Annotated in this window: 15 protein-coding genes; 6 read left to right on the top strand and 9 right to left on the bottom strand. The window is 58.4% G+C overall.

Going from position 1 to position 15,846, the window contains the following annotated elements; all coding sequences use genetic code 11:
* On the top strand, window positions 1–2,418 hold the full coding sequence (gene gyrB, locus DOCECA_RS22275; protein ID WP_420766046.1) for a DNA topoisomerase (ATP-hydrolyzing) subunit B: 2,418 nt from the start codon (window positions 1–3) through the stop codon (window positions 2,416–2,418).
* Between the two features lie 62 nt (window positions 2,419–2,480).
* On the opposite strand, the gene DOCECA_RS22270 is transcribed toward gyrB, so the two are convergent.
* Window positions 2,481–3,215 (bottom strand): response regulator transcription factor, encoded by a 735-nt coding sequence (locus DOCECA_RS22270; protein WP_420766045.1) that lies wholly within the window; start codon window positions 3,213–3,215, stop codon window positions 2,481–2,483.
* A gap of 236 nt (window positions 3,216–3,451) precedes the next feature.
* Between DOCECA_RS22270 and DOCECA_RS22265 the strand changes: the two genes are divergently transcribed.
* Window positions 3,452–4,966, top strand: coding sequence for an ATP-binding protein (locus DOCECA_RS22265; protein WP_445571096.1), 1,515 nt, complete (start codon window positions 3,452–3,454; stop codon window positions 4,964–4,966).
* 166 nt (window positions 4,967–5,132) lie between these two features.
* Here DOCECA_RS22265 and DOCECA_RS22260 read toward each other — a convergent pair whose 3' ends face one another.
* From DOCECA_RS22260 to glyQ, 4 genes are all read right to left on the bottom strand, one after another.
* The gene (locus DOCECA_RS22260; protein ID WP_445571095.1) at window positions 5,133–5,912 is read right to left on the bottom strand and encodes a lysophospholipid acyltransferase family protein; all 780 of its coding nucleotides are present in this window, start codon (window positions 5,910–5,912) and stop codon (window positions 5,133–5,135) included.
* A gap of 77 nt (window positions 5,913–5,989) precedes the next feature.
* Window positions 5,990–6,523: a D-glycero-beta-D-manno-heptose 1,7-bisphosphate 7-phosphatase gene (gmhB, locus tag DOCECA_RS22255; RefSeq protein WP_445571094.1), complete on the bottom strand. Its 534-nt coding sequence runs from the start codon at window positions 6,521–6,523 to the stop codon at window positions 5,990–5,992.
* 3 nt (window positions 6,524–6,526) lie between these two features.
* On the bottom strand, window positions 6,527–8,581 hold the full coding sequence (gene glyS, locus DOCECA_RS22250; protein WP_445571093.1) for a glycine--tRNA ligase subunit beta: 2,055 nt from the start codon (window positions 8,579–8,581) through the stop codon (window positions 6,527–6,529).
* The gene (glyQ, locus tag DOCECA_RS22245) at window positions 8,578–9,531 is read right to left on the bottom strand and encodes a glycine--tRNA ligase subunit alpha (RefSeq protein WP_022641565.1); all 954 of its coding nucleotides are present in this window, start codon (window positions 9,529–9,531) and stop codon (window positions 8,578–8,580) included. The genes glyS and glyQ overlap by 4 nt, the downstream gene beginning before the upstream one ends.
* Before the next feature lie 81 nt (window positions 9,532–9,612).
* Here glyQ and tag point away from each other — a divergent pair, with 81 nt between their 5' ends.
* The 3 genes from tag (at window position 9,613) to DOCECA_RS22230 (ending at window position 11,880) form a co-directional block, all read left to right on the top strand.
* Window positions 9,613–10,170: a DNA-3-methyladenine glycosylase I gene (gene tag, locus DOCECA_RS22240; protein WP_445571092.1), complete on the top strand. Its 558-nt coding sequence runs from the start codon at window positions 9,613–9,615 to the stop codon at window positions 10,168–10,170.
* 43 nt (window positions 10,171–10,213) lie between these two features.
* Window positions 10,214–11,101, top strand: coding sequence for a lysophospholipid acyltransferase (locus tag DOCECA_RS22235; RefSeq protein ID WP_122567691.1), 888 nt, complete (start codon window positions 10,214–10,216; stop codon window positions 11,099–11,101).
* Between the two features lie 233 nt (window positions 11,102–11,334).
* The gene (locus tag DOCECA_RS22230; RefSeq protein WP_434561478.1) at window positions 11,335–11,880 is read left to right on the top strand and encodes a hypothetical protein; all 546 of its coding nucleotides are present in this window, start codon (window positions 11,335–11,337) and stop codon (window positions 11,878–11,880) included.
* Between the two features lie 40 nt (window positions 11,881–11,920).
* Here the strand turns inward: DOCECA_RS22230 and DOCECA_RS22225 are convergent, their stop codons facing one another.
* Window positions 11,921–12,556, bottom strand: a complete 636-nt coding sequence (locus DOCECA_RS22225; protein ID WP_434561476.1) for a hypothetical protein — start codon at window positions 12,554–12,556, stop codon at window positions 11,921–11,923.
* 205 nt (window positions 12,557–12,761) lie between these two features.
* Between DOCECA_RS22225 and DOCECA_RS22220 the strand changes: the two genes are divergently transcribed.
* Complete coding sequence (locus DOCECA_RS22220) at window positions 12,762–13,550, top strand: SDR family NAD(P)-dependent oxidoreductase (RefSeq protein ID WP_445571091.1); 789 nt, start codon at window positions 12,762–12,764, stop codon at window positions 13,548–13,550.
* Window positions 13,551–13,660: 110 nt separating this feature from the next.
* Here the strand turns inward: DOCECA_RS22220 and DOCECA_RS22215 are convergent, their stop codons facing one another.
* From DOCECA_RS22215 to DOCECA_RS22205, 3 genes are all read right to left on the bottom strand, one after another.
* Window positions 13,661–13,873 (bottom strand): hypothetical protein, encoded by a 213-nt coding sequence (locus DOCECA_RS22215; RefSeq protein ID WP_445571090.1) that lies wholly within the window; start codon window positions 13,871–13,873, stop codon window positions 13,661–13,663.
* 32 nt (window positions 13,874–13,905) lie between these two features.
* Window positions 13,906–14,325, bottom strand: coding sequence for an organic hydroperoxide resistance protein (locus DOCECA_RS22210; RefSeq protein ID WP_434608672.1), 420 nt, complete (start codon window positions 14,323–14,325; stop codon window positions 13,906–13,908).
* Window positions 14,326–14,689: 364 nt separating this feature from the next.
* On the bottom strand, window positions 14,690–15,814 hold the full coding sequence (locus DOCECA_RS22205) for a diguanylate cyclase (protein ID WP_445571089.1): 1,125 nt from the start codon (window positions 15,812–15,814) through the stop codon (window positions 14,690–14,692).
* Window positions 15,815–15,846 lie beyond the last annotated feature (32 nt).

The following is a 15,846-nucleotide window of genomic DNA, read 5'->3' as shown; positions in this document are numbered from 1 at the left end:
TTGAGCGAAGAAAATACGTACGACTCAACGAGCATTAAAGTGCTGAAAGGCCTGGATGCCGTACGCAAACGTCCCGGTATGTACATTGGCGACACTGATGATGGTAGCGGCCTGCACCACATGGTGTTCGAGGTGGTCGACAACTCCATCGACGAAGCCCTCGCCGGCCATTGCGACGACATCAGCATCATCATCCACCCGGATGAGTCCATCACCGTCCGTGACAACGGCCGTGGCATCCCGGTAGACGTGCATAAAGAGGAAGGCGTTTCCGCCGCCGAGGTCATCATGACCGTCCTCCACGCGGGCGGTAAGTTCGACGATAACTCCTACAAGGTTTCCGGCGGGTTGCACGGCGTAGGTGTTTCGGTGGTGAACGCACTGTCCGAAGAACTGGTGCTGACCGTTCGCCGCAGCGGCAAGATCTGGGAACAGACTTATGTCCATGGCGTGCCCCAGGCACCGATGGCGATCGTTGGCGACAGCGAGACCACGGGCACCCAGATCCACTTCAAGGCTTCCAGCGAAACCTTCAAGAACATCCATTTCAGCTGGGACATCCTGGCCAAGCGGATTCGTGAACTGTCCTTCCTCAACTCCGGTGTCGGCATCGTCCTCAAGGACGAGCGCAGCGGCAAGGAAGAGCTGTTCAAGTATGAAGGCGGCCTGCGTGCGTTCGTTGAATACCTGAACACCAACAAGACTGCGGTCAACCAGGTGTTCCACTTCAATGTGCAGCGCGACGACGGCATCGGTGTGGAAATCGCCCTGCAGTGGAACGACAGCTTCAACGAGAACCTGTTGTGTTTCACCAACAATATCCCGCAGCGCGACGGCGGAACCCACCTGGTGGGCTTCCGTTCGGCGCTCACGCGTAACTTGAACAACTACATCGAACAGGAAGGCCTGGCGAAGAAGCATAAGGTCGCCACTACCGGTGACGATGCCCGTGAAGGCTTGACCGCGATCATTTCGGTCAAGGTGCCCGATCCGAAATTCAGCTCCCAGACGAAGGACAAGCTGGTGTCTTCCGAAGTGAAGACTGCGGTCGAACAGGAAATGGGGAAATACTTCTCTGACTTCCTGCTGGAGAACCCCAACGAAGCCAAGCTGGTGGTCGGCAAGATGATCGACGCCGCCCGCGCCCGTGAAGCGGCGCGCAAGGCTCGTGAGATGACTCGCCGCAAAGGCGCGCTGGACATCGCGGGCCTGCCGGGCAAACTGGCGGACTGCCAGGAAAAAGACCCAGCCCTGTCCGAGTTGTACCTCGTGGAAGGTGACTCTGCTGGTGGTTCCGCCAAGCAGGGTCGTAACCGCCGCACCCAGGCCATCCTGCCGTTGAAGGGCAAGATCCTCAACGTCGAGAAAGCGCGCTTCGACAAGATGATTTCCTCCCAGGAAGTCGGCACGCTTATCACCGCGCTGGGCTGTGGCATCGGCCGCGAAGAGTACAACATCGACAAGCTGCGCTATCACAACATCATCATCATGACCGACGCTGACGTTGACGGTTCGCACATCCGCACCCTGCTGCTGACGTTCTTCTTCCGTCAGTTGCCGGAGCTGATCGAGCGCGGCTACATCTATATCGCCCAACCACCGTTGTACAAGGTCAAGAAAGGCAAGCAAGAGCAATACATCAAAGACGACGACGCCATGGAGGAGTACATGACGCAGTCGGCCCTGGAAGACGCGAGCCTGCACCTGAACGAAGATGCGCCGGGCATTTCCGGTGAAGCCCTTGAACGCCTGGTGAATGACTTCCGCCTGGTGATGAAGACCCTCAAGCGTCTGTCGCGTCTGTATCCGCAGGAACTGACCGAGCACTTCATCTACCTGCCGGCCGTAAGCCTGGAGCAACTGTCCGATCACGCTGCCATGCAGGATTGGCTGGCCCAGTATGAAGTCCGCCTGCGTACCGTGGAAAAATCCGGCCTGGTCTACAAGGCCAGCCTGCGTGAAGACCGTGAACGCAACGTATGGCTGCCTGAAGTCGAACTGATTTCCCACGGCCTGTCGAACTACGTCACCTTCAACCGCGACTTCTTCAGCAGCAACGACTACAAGACGGTCGTCTCTCTCGGCGCTCAGTTGAGCACGCTGCTAGACGAAGGGGCTTACATCCAGCGCGGTGAGCGCAAGAAGTCCGTGACTGAGTTCAAAGAAGCCCTTGAATGGCTGATGGCTGAAAGCACCAAGCGCCACACCATCCAGCGATACAAAGGGCTGGGCGAGATGAACCCGGACCAACTGTGGGAAACCACCATGGACCCGGGCTCGCGTCGCATGCTGAAAGTCACCATCGAAGACGCCATTGGCGCGGACCAGATCTTCAATACCCTGATGGGGGATGCGGTCGAGCCACGTCGTGACTTCATCGAGAGCAACGCATTGGCGGTATCCAACCTGGATTTCTGATCCGGGTTGTCACTGCCCCAACGAAGAAGGCCAACGCGTATGCGTTGGCCTTTTTTTTTACGCTAACTCGCTTCGCAAGCCTCGCTGCCCGCCGCCACGCTCTCCAGACGATATCCATATCCATAGATAGTCAGCAACTGCCAGCCCCGATCCGCCGTCAGCCCTAGTTTGTTGCGCAAGCGGTAGATGTGGGTGTCGAGCGGACGGGACGAGGTCATTTCCTCGTGGGTCCAGAAGCGTTCATAAAAATACTCCCGGGACAGTGGCCGCCCGAGGTTGGCGAACAGGCAGCGAGCCAGGCGATATTCTCGTTCAGTCAGGCTGATGGGAATGCCAGCGCGGGTAACCGTGAGTTCCGCGTCGTCGAATTCGAGGTCGTTGAATACCAAGACATCACTGGTCGGTATGCGTTGCAGGTTATGACGGCGCAGTACTGCCGTAACCCGGGCCTTGAGTTCATTGGGACGGAATGGCTTGCTGACGTAGTCGTCGGCACCGGCATTAAGGGCTTGGACAATGTCGTGCTCGCCGTCACGGCTGGTGAGCATGATGGCAGCCGGTGGTGAGTCCATGTGCTCGCGTGTCCAGCGAAGCAAAGACAGTCCGCTGATATCCGGCAACTGCCAGTCGAGTATCAGCAGGTCGAATGTTTCGCGGCGCAATTGGCGCAACAGATCTTCGCTTCGTTCGAAACTATGCAGTGTCCAGGCTTGCTCGCCCCTTCCGGGGATCTGTTGCAGTGTCTGTTCCACCCGGCGTAGTTCGGCCGGTTCGTCATCCAGTATGGCGACACGCATGGGACGCGATTCCTTGATCTTGAAAATACTGACATCCACAGGGGCGATGAAGGCAACTCAGCAGCTGACTTGTTTCACTCTCCTGTCGCAGGCTGAGACAATACCGGCTAGTGGCGACGAGGGAAAGGCAGCCGCATGCCACGATCGAGTCCGCTATAGTCTCGGGCTTGACGCTGAACGTATGACGCGCCAAGCCATGATCAATACCCCCCAGTCCATGTTCCGTCAGGTTACTTATGAGCAACCCGCGTCGCCATGAAAGTCGTGAACCCACCCAAGTCCAACGGTTGTTTCGTCGTTGGGTTCGCGAATGGTTGTGGATAAGTCTTCTCCTGTTGCCAACGACCGCGTTGATGTCGTATTGCGTGCATTCGGATCGCGATGGGACGGTCGCCGCCTTGCTATCGACATGTCTGGTGGGCTGCGTCCTGGGTTCGCTGCTGTTGCGCCCGCGCTTTGCCCTGGGAACGACAGTGGCAGGCATGGCAGCGGCCCTACTCGTAAGCCTGTTGCTGGACGCGCAGGGTAGGTCGTGGTCGCCGGCACCTAGCCTGCTGGGCATGCTCGGCGGTTATCTGATCTGGAACTGGCGGCGCTTGAGCGTGGTGCTGGCTTATTTTGGTTGGGAGTTGGCACGCCTGGATGCGGAGCCGAAGGTATTCCCGGAGCGTCGTCGCGCGTCCTATATCGGCAGTGATGGTCTACAAGGACAAGTCATGGCGTTGGAACAGGCCATGAATCGCACGCGGGACACGCGACGTTTTATTGCCGACGGCCTGGAGTATTTGCCGGTGGCGACGATGATCAGCGATCCGCAAGGCAACATACTGCTCGGCAATCGCAAGGCCCGTGAGTTGTTCGATCATGCCCTGGTGGGCGCGGATGTGCTGGAAGCACTGGCACGGCTGGGTTATCCCGCATTGGCGCACTCCCCTGCCCACCGATTGTCCACATTGCCGTTGGTAGAGTTTCGCGACATACGTGAACGCAGCCTGCGGCTGGAAAGAGCTGCGCTGCTGCCAGTTGATGGGGACGTCCCTATAGGTTGGCTGATGAGCCTGACGGACCTGAGCGCCGAGCGGGCGGCCGAAGAGCAGCGCAGTGTCATGCTCCGCTTCCTTTCCCATGACCTGCGCGCCCCCCACTCGGCCATTCTGGCGCTGCTCGATGTGCATCGGCATGACGCAGGGGCTGAAAACCCACTGTTCGACCAGATCGAGCGCCAGGTCCGTCGTGCCTTGGACCTGACTGACGGGTTCGTCCAATTGGCCAAGGCTGAATCAGACGCCTACCAGTTCCGGCCAACGCTGTTTGCAATGCTGGTCCTGGACGTCATCGACCAGGCATTACCCATCGCCCAGGCAAAGAACATCCATCTGCAATACCAACTGGATGATGACGAAGCGACAGTCAACGCCGATCAACCCCTGCTGACTCGCGCGCTCTTCAACTTGCTGGAAAACGCCATCAAATACAGCACGAGCGAAACCTGTATTTCACTGCATGTGCGATGTGCGGAGGGTTGGTTGACTTGCGATGTGGTTGACCAAGGCAAAGGCATCGATGCCGGGGAGCTGCCAGACCTGTTCATTCAGTATCGACGCTTTTCTTCAGCTCATGGCGTGGATGGCATTGGCCTGGGACTGTCCATGGTCAAGGCAGTCGTCGATCATCACGGCGGGGAGATTGAATGCCGTAGCGAAGTGGGGGAAGGGACAACCTTCAGCTTGCGATTTCCGCTGTTGAGCTAAAAATCGCAGCTTCGACGAACACCGAAGCTGCGTTTGAAGAGCGCTATAAAAACTTATGCACCTTTTCCGCTGTTTTATGTGCTTAAGAAATATGCTTTAAAAACAAGGCATTAGGAAATAAAAGCAACTAAATTCAGCGAAACGGTACACAGGTTATCCACAGTTCTCAGACAGCGACCGTGTCCGGCGTTGCCGGTGCGGCGGGGGCTGATGGTAGCGAACCCAAATCCCTTTGCGTCTGTTCGTTCCAGGCCTGGACGCGGTCGTTGAGCTCAGCGATTGCCCGGGGGCCGCTGCCCTCTGCATACATCGGTGCGCCGATGACCACGGTGATGGTTCCAGGCGTTCTGATCCAGCCCGTCTTTGGCCAGAATTTGCCGGCATTGTGTGCAATCGGCAGCACCGGCAGGCCTGCATTTACAGCCAACGCCGAACCGCTGCGGGAGAACTTTCCGATCGTCCCATAGGGCACGCGGGTGCCTTCGGGAAAAATGAGGACCCAGACGTTGTCCTTCAGCAGCTCATCGCCTTTTTGCGCCACTTGCTTGAGCGCAACCTTGGGGTTGTCGCGATCAATCGCGATCGGGCGCAGCATCGCCATGGCCCAGCCGAAGAACGGTACGAACAGCAGCTCGCGCTTGAGGACCTGGCTCAATGGCTCGAAATAGGCCGAAAGAAAGAAGGTTTCCCAAGTGCTCTGATGGTTGGACTGGATGACGCAAGGCCGGTCGGGCACGTTCTCGGCACCCTTCACTTCGTAACGAATGCCCAGGAACACCTTGCTTAGCCAAAGTGCGCAGCGGCACCAGTAGACGTTGATGAAGCGGTAGCGCGTCCTGAACGACATGAACGGTGCGACAAAAAAACTCAGCGTGCACCACAACAAGGAACTGGTGCCCAGCAGCAGGTAAAAGAGGAAGCTTCTGATGGCCTGCAGTATCGACATAGCGGCGTTTACCATGCGGGCAATGCCCGCCGTTCAAGCGCTTCCCGAACAATCCTTGATCAGGATGTCGGGGAGCCCTAGTTGTGGATAAGTTCAGCGGCAATCGCCGCCAGGTCGTCAAATATCAAGGTGCCCACCGGTAGGGTCTTGCCCAGAGTCTTCTCGCCTTTCCCGGTCTTTACTAAAACTGGCTGACAATCGACGGCCTTGGCCGCCTCCAGGTCACCGAGGCTGTCGCCAACGAACCATACGCCCGCCAGCGCAACGTCATAATGCGTGGCGATGGTTTTCAACATGCCGGGCTTGGGCTTGCGGCAATCGCAGCCCTCATCCGGCCCGTGCGGACAATAAACGATCAGGCCGACTTCACCGCCCTGCTCGGCCACCAGCTCGCGCAAGCGCTCGTGCATGGCGTCCAGGACGGTTAGCTCGTAGTAACCGCGGGCAATGCCCGACTGGTTGGTGGCCACCGCCACCGTCCAGCCGGCCTTGCTCAACTGCGCAATGGCCTCGATGGAACCGGGGATCGGCAACCATTCCTCCACCGATTTGATGTAAGCATCGGAATCGTGATTGATCACGCCGTCCCGATCGAGAATCAGCAGTTTCAAGGCTTACCCCAGCAGCGAAATATCGGCAACACCAAGGAACAACCCGCGCAGACGCGCCAGCAGTGCATAGCGGTTGGCCCGTACGTTGGCGTCTTCAGCGTTGACCATTACCGCCTCAAAAAACGCATCCACCGGTTCGCGCAACGCTGCCAGGCGTGCCAGGGTTTCGCTGTACTGACGCGCCGCCGCCATCGGTTGGACCGCCTGGTCTGCCTGCTGGATCGCCGAATACAGGGAAAACTCGTTGGCGTTGTCGAAGTACTTGGCCTCGACGGTGGCCGCGATATTGCCTTCGGCTTTGCCCAGCAGGTTCGATACACGCTTGTTCACCGCCGCCAGCGCAGCGGCTTCCGGCAGTTTGCGGAACGCCTGCACCGCCTGTACGCGTTGGTCGAAATCCAGGGCGGAGCCCGGCTTCAGGGCGCGCACCGACAGGTAGGTCGCGACGTCGACGCCTTCGTCTTCATAACGCGCACGCAGGCGGTCGAAGATGAATTCAAGCACCGCATCGGCCAGGCCGGCAGCCTTGACCTTGCTGCCGAACGCATTCACGGCGAAGGCCACGGCGTCGTTCAGGTCCAGGTCCAGCTGCTTGTCGATCAGGATGCGCAACACGCCCAGCGCCGCGCGACGCAGCGCGTACGGGTCCTTGCTGCCAGTGGGCAGCATGCCGATACCGAAGATCCCGACCAGGGTGTCGAGCTTGTCGGCGATCGCCACGGCCGCACCGGTCAAGGTGGTTGGCAACTCAGCGCCGGCACCGCGCGGCATGTACTGCTCGTTCAGGGCCAGTGCCACGTCTTGCGGCTCGCCATCGTTGAGGGCGTAGTAATAACCGGCGATGCCCTGCATCTCCGGAAACTCACCAACCATCTCGGTGGACAGGTCGCACTTGGAAAGAATGCCGGCACGGGCCGCGCGCTGGGCGTCACCGCCGATGCGTGGGGCAATGAATGCCGCCAGCCTGGAGACACGCTCGGCCTTGTCGTAGACGCTGCCGAGCTTTTCCTGGAAAACCACGTTCTGCAAACGCTGGTTGAAGCTTTCCAGGGATTGTTTCTTGTCCTGCTTGAAGAAGAACTCAGCGTCTGTCAGGCGCGGGCGAACCACTTTCTCGTTACCGGCGATGATCTGCTGCGGGTCCTTGCTTTCGATGTTGGCCACGGTGATGAAGCGAGGCAGCAGCTTGCCCTCCGCGTCCAGCAGGCAGAAGTACTTCTGGTTGTCCTGCATGGTGGTGATCAGCGCTTCCTGCGGCACTTCAAGGAAGCGTTCCTCGAACGAGCACACCAGCGGCACCGGCCATTCCACCAGCGCGGTCACTTCGTCCAGCAGGTTGGCCGGCACGATTGCCGTACCTTCCTGGCTGGTCGCCAGCTCTTCGGTGCGCTTGCTGATCAGCTCGCGGCGCTCGTTGGCGTCGGCCAGCACATAGGCGGCGCGCAGGTCGGCCAGGTAGTTGGCCGGCGACGTGATGCGTACGCTGTGCGGATGATGAAAACGGTGGCCACGGGAATCGCGACCGGCCTTCTGCGCCAGGATCGTGCAATCGATGACCTCGTCGCCGAGCAGCATCACCAGCCATTGGGTCGGACGCACGAACTCTTCCTTGCGCGCGGCCCAGCGCATGCGCTTGGGAATCGGCAGGTCGTTCAGGGAATCTTCGACAATGGTCGGCAACAGGCTGGCGGTCGGCTTGCCCTTGATGCTCTGGCTGTAGCGCAGCTTCGGACCGCTCTGGTCGATCTCGCTCAGGTCCACGCCGCACTTCTTGGCGAAGCCCAGGGCGGCCTGGGTCGGGTTGCCGTCGGCATCGAACGCGGCCTGGCGTGGCGGGCCGTCGAGGTTGATGCTGCGGTCCGGCTGCTGGGTTTCCAGGGCGGTGATCAGCACGGCCAGGCGGCGCGGCGCGGCATAGACGTGTTTGGTTTCGAAGTTCAGGCCAGCGGCTTGCAGACCTTTTTCGATGCCGGCCAGGAACGCATCGGCCAGGGTGTTCAGGGCTTTGGGTGGCAATTCTTCGGTGCCCAGTTCAACCAGAAAATCTTGAGCACTCATTGTGCAGCCTCCAGCTTAGCCAACACTTCATCACGCAGGTCCGGGGTCGCCATCGGGAAGCCCAGCTTGGCACGGGCCAGCAGGTAGGCTTGCGCAACGGAACGCGCCAGGGTGCGTACACGCAGGATGTATTGCTGGCGCGCGGTCACGGAAATCGCCCGGCGCGCATCCAGCAGGTTGAAGGTATGGGATGCCTTCAACACCATTTCATAGCTCGGCAGCGGCAGCGGCTGGTCCAGTTCGATCAGGCGCTTGGCTTCGCTTTCGTAGAAATCGAACAGTTCGAACAGCTTGTCGACATTGGCGTGTTCGAAGTTATAGGTCGACTGCTCCACTTCGTTCTGGTGGAACACGTCGCCATAGGTCACTTTGCCGAACGGGCCGTCGGCCCACACCAGGTCATAGACCGAATCCACGCCCTGCAGGTACATGGCCAGGCGCTCGAGACCATAGGTGATCTCGCCGGTGACCGGGTAGCACTCGATACCGCCCGCCTGCTGGAAGTAGGTGAACTGGGTCACTTCCATGCCGTTGAGCCAGACTTCCCAGCCCAGGCCCCAGGCGCCCAGGGTTGGCGATTCCCAGTTGTCTTCGACGAAACGAATGTCGTGCACCAACGGGTCGAGGCCCACGTGCTTGAGGGAGCCCAGGTACAGTTCCTGGAAGTTCTCCGGGTTCGGCTTCAGGACCACCTGGAACTGGTAGTAATGCTGCAGGCGGTTCGGGTTTTCGCCGTAGCGGCCGTCAGTCGGGCGGCGGCTGGGCTGCACATAAGCGGCGTTCCAGGTTTCCGGGCCGATGGCACGCAGAAACGTGGCAGTGTGGAAAGTGCCGGCGCCTACTTCCATATCGTAGGGCTGAAGTACCACGCAACCTTGCTCGGCCCAGTATTGCTGGAGGGCGAGGATCAAGTCTTGGAAGGTACGCACGGCTGGCGTAGGCTGGCTCACGAAATTCACCTGTTTCTTGGGCTGCGATTTAAAGAGCGGGAGTATACCCGATTCGTTCGTGCGCACGCCCCCTGGAGCCTTATGCCACGCTGCTTTTGGTGTTCCGAAGATCCGTTGTACATGGCTTATCACGATCAAGAGTGGGGCACGCCGCTGCGCGATGCGCAGGGTCTGTTCGAGTTGCTTTTGCTCGAAGGGTTCCAGGCAGGGCTGTCCTGGATCACTGTTTTGCGCAAACGCGAGCGCTACCGGCAAGTGTTGTACGGCTTCGATGTGCAACGGGTGGCGCAGATGAGCGACGCGGAAATCGATGAACTGATGCTCGACCCCGGCATCATCCGCAACCGTCTCAAGCTCAAGGCTGCACGCCGTAATGCCCAGGCCTGGCTGGCCCTGGAAGACCCGGTGGCATTCTTTTGGTTGTTCGTGGACGGCAAACCCATCGTCAACCATTTCAAGGACCGCACCGAAGTGCCAGCCATCACGCCTGAGGCGTTGGCGATGAGCAAAGGCCTGAAAAAACTCGGGTTCACCTTTGTCGGGCCGACTATTTGCTATGCGCTGATGCAGGCCTCGGGCATGGTCATGGACCACACCCAAGACTGCGACCGCTACGCCGAGTTGGTAAACGGCGGTTAGAATAGCCAGCTCGCAACACGCCCCATACATTCAGGAGTGACCTGTGGATAAGTTGAAAGGCGCCTTGCTGGTCGGCGCTCTGCGGTTGTTTGCGCTGCTGCCCTGGCGAGCGGTGCAGGCGGTGGGCTCGGCCATCGGCTGGCTCATGTGGAAATTTCCCAACCGCTCCCGCGATGTGGTGCGGATCAACCTCGCCAAATGCTTTCCCGAGATGGACCCCGCCGAGCGCGAACGCCTGGTGGGCCAGAGCCTCAAGGACATCGGCAAGTCTCTGACCGAAAGCGCCTGCGCCTGGATCTGGCCGGCCCAGCGCTCCATCGAACTGGTGCGCGAAGTCGAAGGCCTGGAGGTGCTGAAAGAAGCCCTGGCCTCGGGCAAGGGCGTGGTTGGCATCACCAGCCATCTGGGCAACTGGGAAGTGCTCAACCACTTCTATTGCAGCCAGTGCAAACCGATCATTTTCTACCGCCCGCCCAAGCTCAAGGCGGTGGATGAATTGCTGCAGAAGCAACGCGTGCAATTGGGCAACAAGGTCGCGGCGTCCACCAAGGAAGGCATCCTCAGCGTCATCAAGGAAGTGCGCAAGGGCGGCCAAGTGGGCATCCCCGCCGACCCGGAACCGGCCGAATCCGCCGGCATCTTCGTGCCCTTCTTCGCCACCCAGGCCCTGACCAGCAAGTTCGTGCCGAACATGCTCGCTGGCGGTAAAGCAGTGGGCGTGTTCCTTCATGCCCTGCGCCTGCCGGACGGCTCCGGCTACAAAGTCATCCTCGAAGCCGCCCCCGACGCAATGTACAGCACCGACACCGAAACCTCCTGCGCCGCGATGAGCCAAGTGGTGGAACGCTACGTACGCGCCTACCCGAGCCAGTACATGTGGAGCATGAAACGCTTCAAGAAACGCCCGCCGGGCGAGGCGCGGTGGTACTGACGACCTGCTTTGGACGGCGCACCACGAAACCAACTGGCTACACCCTACTTTGTGGCGAGGGAGCTTGCTCCCGCTGGGCTGCGCAGCAGCCCCAATCTTTCCGCCAGACACCCCGCCCCAGCTACAACGCCGACCCCACCGAGCAGAAAAACCCTCAGCGACCGTCGTACCGGTTGATGGCTAAAAGCTACCATCGGATAATGCCTCTTCAAAAAAGCACATAAGGATTTGCTGTGAAGAAGCTCTACCTGGCTCTACCGCTCTGCGCGCTTCTGCTCCAAGGTTGCGGCGTAACCATGACCCGCTATGAACCCGATTTTCAGAACGTTCAGCAGCTCAGGAAAAATGAACCCATGCAGCCTCTGCGCGAAGCACAGGTGAATGCCGATTCGGGCCAGGGGTCGTTGATGGTGCGCTTGAACCCGATTTCCTCGCCCGAAGGCAGCGTTCCACTGCACATCCAGGCAGCGATCAACAATGAACTCCGTCAAGCTGGCCTGCTCGACGCCCGCGCTGACCGTCAGCTGCAGGTTCAATTGATCAAAAGCCAGCTCACCGCAGGTGTGGGTAGCGGCCACGGCGAATTGGCTGCACGGTTCACGTTGCGTAAAGGTGATCAGGTCTTGTACGAAACCACTAAAGATGTCCAGCGTGACTGGGACAGCAGTTTCTTCGGTGCGATCGCCATTCCGGCTGCCGCGAACAACTACAACCCGATGTTGCAGGATTTGCTAAAGAGCCTGTACAGCGATCCACAGTTCACTCAAGCATTGAAGTGAGCAAAAAAAGAGCCGCAATTGCGGCTCTTTTTTCTGAGTATCAGCCCCGTGGGATTTGGGTACCGACAGCTGAATATTTCATGCGGTTATTGTCGACCCAGTTCTTCAACAGCGCATTGACTTGCCGATTGAAAGTGTCGGTGACGGCAGCCTTGGGCGTGTTACCTGCCAACGGCAGGAACCAGATGCCCATCCACGTATTGATCGCATCGTGATTGCTGGCCTTGCCCAATGGTTGGCCATGCTCATCCAGCGTTTCCAGGCTCATGGTGTACTGGTCGGTTGCCAGCGCAGGAATGATGGTGAACGTAAAGCCGCTGATGAACGCCAAGACCATCTGCCCACCACCTGGCGCATGGTTGTAAACCTTCAATCGCAGACTGTAGTCGCCTGGTTGCTTCTGGAACTCGTCAAAGACCACGCGTCCGAATAGCCCTGATTCATCGAAAGTGCGTTTCAGCTCGGGCTTGAGCATGTCGCGAGCTTGCGGTACCTCAGTGGCCTTGGCATTGTCGGGGTCGCCCTGATAGAAATCGAAGTCGACATAGACGTTTGGCTTGTTCGAGTAACCCGCCATCGAAGGCATATCGACAGGTGCTACTTCATCTTTGGTGAAACTGGCGCATCCACTGAGACTCAAGGCCAAGGTGAGGCCTATGACTTTTGCAAATTGCATATCGACTTCCTTGCGTAAATTTCTACATGCCGCTCACGGAGAGGGCACGAATTCTAGCGAGATTTCCATGAAATCAAAAGGCCATCATTCGGGTGGGCTAGATAGGGTGTGAGGGGCTGTGTAAAGGGAACAGATTTATTTGTCGTTAAAATCGTCCAACCAATAGTACCGCACCCCCTGATTCACCCATCAAGGAGTCACGCTCATGAACATCGACTTCACCGGACGTCACGTCCTGGTCACCGGTTCCACCAGCGGGATCGGTTTTGCGACCGCCAAAGGCTTCTTGGAAGCCGGCGCCCATGTGGTCATCAACGGTCGCAGCGAGAGCAGCGTGGAGGATGCGTTGCAGCGGTTGGGTGATCTTTCCTCCAAGGCCACAGGCTTTGTGGGCGATCTCAGTAACGAGCGAGGTTGCCAGACACTCATCGCCAAGCACCCCAGCTTCGATGTCGTCATCAACAACCTGGGCATTTTCAAACAGCAAGACTTCTTCGAAACGCCGGACAGCGAATGGCAGCGTTTCTTCGAAACCAACGTGATGTCCGGTGTGCGTGTTTCCAGGGCTTACGCACAGGGTATGGTCGAGCGCGGTTGGGGGCGGATCGTGTTTGTCTCGTCGGAGTCGGGCGTGAATATTCCCGCCGACATGATCCACTACGGCTTCACCAAAACCGCGCAACTGTCCATCGCTCGCGGCCTGGCCAAACGCCTCGCCGGCACGGGCGTGACGGTGAACTCGGTGTTGCCTGGGCCGACACTGTCCGAAGGCGTTGCCAAGATGCTCCAGGCGGACGTCGAGCGCAGCGGGGAAAGCCTGGAAAAGGTCGCGGCAGACTTCGTCAACGAGCATCGCAGCACTTCGATTATCCAGCGCGCGGCACGGGTAGAGGAAGTCGCCAACATGATCATCTACGCCAGCTCGGAACAGGCCTCGGCTACCACCGGCGCGGCGTTGCGTGTGGATGGTGGCGTGGTGGATAGCATCGTTTAGGCTGCCCTGACACATTGCAAAAACGCCGCTTTCTCGTGAGAGATAAGCGGCGTTTCTGTTTTGGAAGTACATAGGTGGATTCGACCGTTTTTTAACGATGAACGGGTAGTTCAGCCCACTCTGTTTTCGATCAGTCGATCCGAACCACCTTCGGCTACGCGATTTTCGATCAGCCGATCCGAGCCGCCTTCAGCGACCCGGCTTTCGATCAGCCGATCCGCCCCCCCCTCAGCGAACGTGGGTTGAACAAAGGGAGTCGCGAACGCATTGCCGAGGGACAGAGCCAGAAGCGAGCCAACGAGTATTTTGCTAAGAGTGTTCATGTCCAGATCCTTTTATTCGTGGAAGAAGTGAGTTAGACGGTGATGTGCAAACGAACGTCGACGTTGCCGCGTGTCGCGTTGGAGTACGGGCAAACCTGGTGAGCCGCATCGACCAGCGCTTGAGCATCGGCTTGATCCAGGCCTGGCAGGCTGATGTGCAGGTCGATGTCCAGGCCGAAACCACCAGGGATCTGGCCAATGCCGACATGGGCCGTGATCGAAGCGTCAGCCGGAATGCTGCGTTTGCTTTGGCTGGCGACAAATTTCAGCGCGCCGATGAAGCAGGCCGAGTAACCCGCTGCGAACAATTGCTCGGGGTTGGTAGCTTCCCCTCCGGCGCCGCCCAAGGCTTTTGGAGTGGCCAGTTTCACGTCGAGGATTTTGTCGCTGGAAACAGCACGGCCATCACGGCCACCGGTGGAGGTTGCGACTGCGGTGTAAAGAACGTTCATGGTGTTTCCTCATTTGCTGATTGATTGGATCGATTTTTGTTTGCGCCAAATGTTTGCGCGCTAACCAGTGGCGTTAAAGTTAATGCATGAATAATTAGCGCGCAAGGTAAATTTCACAATATTTTCCTGCTTTTGGTTAACCCGTTGATATCTAGGAATATTTATTTTCAGCCGTCACAGTCGCGTCAGCACGTGCGCGCCGTGAGGGAATCGGAGAAAGGAGCCATTGGGGAAAGTCAAAAGGGCCAGCGCAATTGCAGGCCTTCGAAGAGAGGAACATCACAAGCCAATGATGGATTCTTGATCATGCCCCGTAGAGCATGGACATCATCAAATTCCGACTGGTGATGCAAAGCCAATCCGGCTAAGCAACAGCCACTCGATTACGCCCCAGCGCTTTTGCCCGATACAGGGCCTTATCCGCATCGTTCATCAAGCTATGGAGATCCTTATTGCAGGCCTCCGTCGACGCGACGCCGAGGCTGGCTGATATGCCGTGAACAGGCTCGATCATCAAACCCGCAATGGCATCGATGAGCTGTTCTGCAATCTGGGTAGCGACCTCGATTGAAGTGTCTGGAAGCAGAATGGCGAACTCTTCCCCACCGAGCCGGCCATGTATATCCGTCGCCCGAAACGACGAACTGATCACCATCCCCATCTCGCGTAAAACCTGATCCCCGACTTGGTGGCCGTAGGTGTCGTTGATGTGCTTGAAGTGATCCATATCCAGCATGACTGCGCACAACCCTAACCGGTTGCTCTTACATCCATCATAGAGCTGCTGGGCATGCTCAAAAAAAGCCCGCCGACTCTTCAGTCCGGTCAGTTCATCGGTTTGTGCGGCACGGGTGGAGATGCTGTTTGCGTGTTCCATCTCACGGGTAAGACGAAAGGCAATTTCCAGGGCTTGGGACATTTTGTGCGTGGCGCGAGCGGCAAATGCCGCGAACACCAAGATTGAAAGTGCCATGCCGACTTGAATCGGAGACGGTTGAAAGAGCAGCCAGACGGTGCACGGGAACAGCACCAGGCCAATGGAGGCCAGGGTCATATCGCGGTAAGCCGAATAGCAGGACACCGCACTGACAGACATGCCCACGGTAAACAGCATGACCAGTGCCTGGGACAACAGATCGTCCGCTGGCATCAGCACGAACGCACCACCGCCCCAGATGCTGGCGGATAGCACTAGCGTGACCCAGTACCTGCGCTCCCAGCGTTGTGGCGTACGCTCACTTTCGTCGCTGCGCAGATAGGCTATGAACATCGCGATACGCAACAGCGTCGATGCGGTCAGGATTAATAGCCACCAAGCGATAGTGCTGTGGTCAAACCGATCCCAACACAGCCAACTCAACATGATGGCAGCCAGGTAACTACCGAAAACCGCAGAAACAGACTGGCGAAACAGTTGCTGCAACCGATCTGTTCGAACCTGCTCGGCTATTACAAAATCCTGGCCATTGCGCAATCTTGGGCCATCCATTTGAACCACCTGATTATGACGCAGCGAAGAAG

The organism is Pseudomonas sp. E102 (genome assembly GCF_052660185.1).
Note: the sequence above shows the minus strand (reverse complement) of the source record. Positions and strands in the feature narration are given on the sequence as shown.

Excerpts from the sequence above, each read along its gene's own strand:
- DOCECA_RS22215 (WP_445571090.1), bottom strand. The coding sequence starts at position 13,873 with ATGAACACTCTTAGCAAAATACTCGTTGGCTCGCTTCTGGCTCTGTCC.
- DOCECA_RS22205 (WP_445571089.1), bottom strand. The coding sequence starts at position 15,814 with ATGGATGGCCCAAGATTGCGCAATGGCCAGGATTTTGTAATAGCCGAG.
- DOCECA_RS22265 (WP_445571096.1), top strand. The coding sequence starts at position 3,452 with ATGAGCAACCCGCGTCGCCATGAAAGTCGTGAACCCACCCAAGTCCAA.
- DOCECA_RS22260 (WP_445571095.1), bottom strand. The coding sequence starts at position 5,912 with ATGTCGATACTGCAGGCCATCAGAAGCTTCCTCTTTTACCTGCTGCTG.
- DOCECA_RS22210 (WP_434608672.1), bottom strand. The coding sequence starts at position 14,325 with ATGAACGTTCTTTACACCGCAGTCGCAACCTCCACCGGTGGCCGTGAT.
- DOCECA_RS22220 (WP_445571091.1), top strand. The coding sequence starts at position 12,762 with ATGAACATCGACTTCACCGGACGTCACGTCCTGGTCACCGGTTCCACC.
- glyS (WP_445571093.1), bottom strand. The coding sequence starts at position 8,581 with ATGAGTGCTCAAGATTTTCTGGTTGAACTGGGCACCGAAGAATTGCCA.
- tag (WP_445571092.1), top strand. The coding sequence starts at position 9,613 with ATGCCACGCTGCTTTTGGTGTTCCGAAGATCCGTTGTACATGGCTTAT.
- DOCECA_RS22225 (WP_434561476.1), bottom strand. The coding sequence starts at position 12,556 with ATGCAATTTGCAAAAGTCATAGGCCTCACCTTGGCCTTGAGTCTCAGT.
- DOCECA_RS22270 (WP_420766045.1), bottom strand. The coding sequence starts at position 3,215 with ATGCGTGTCGCCATACTGGATGACGAACCGGCCGAACTACGCCGGGTG.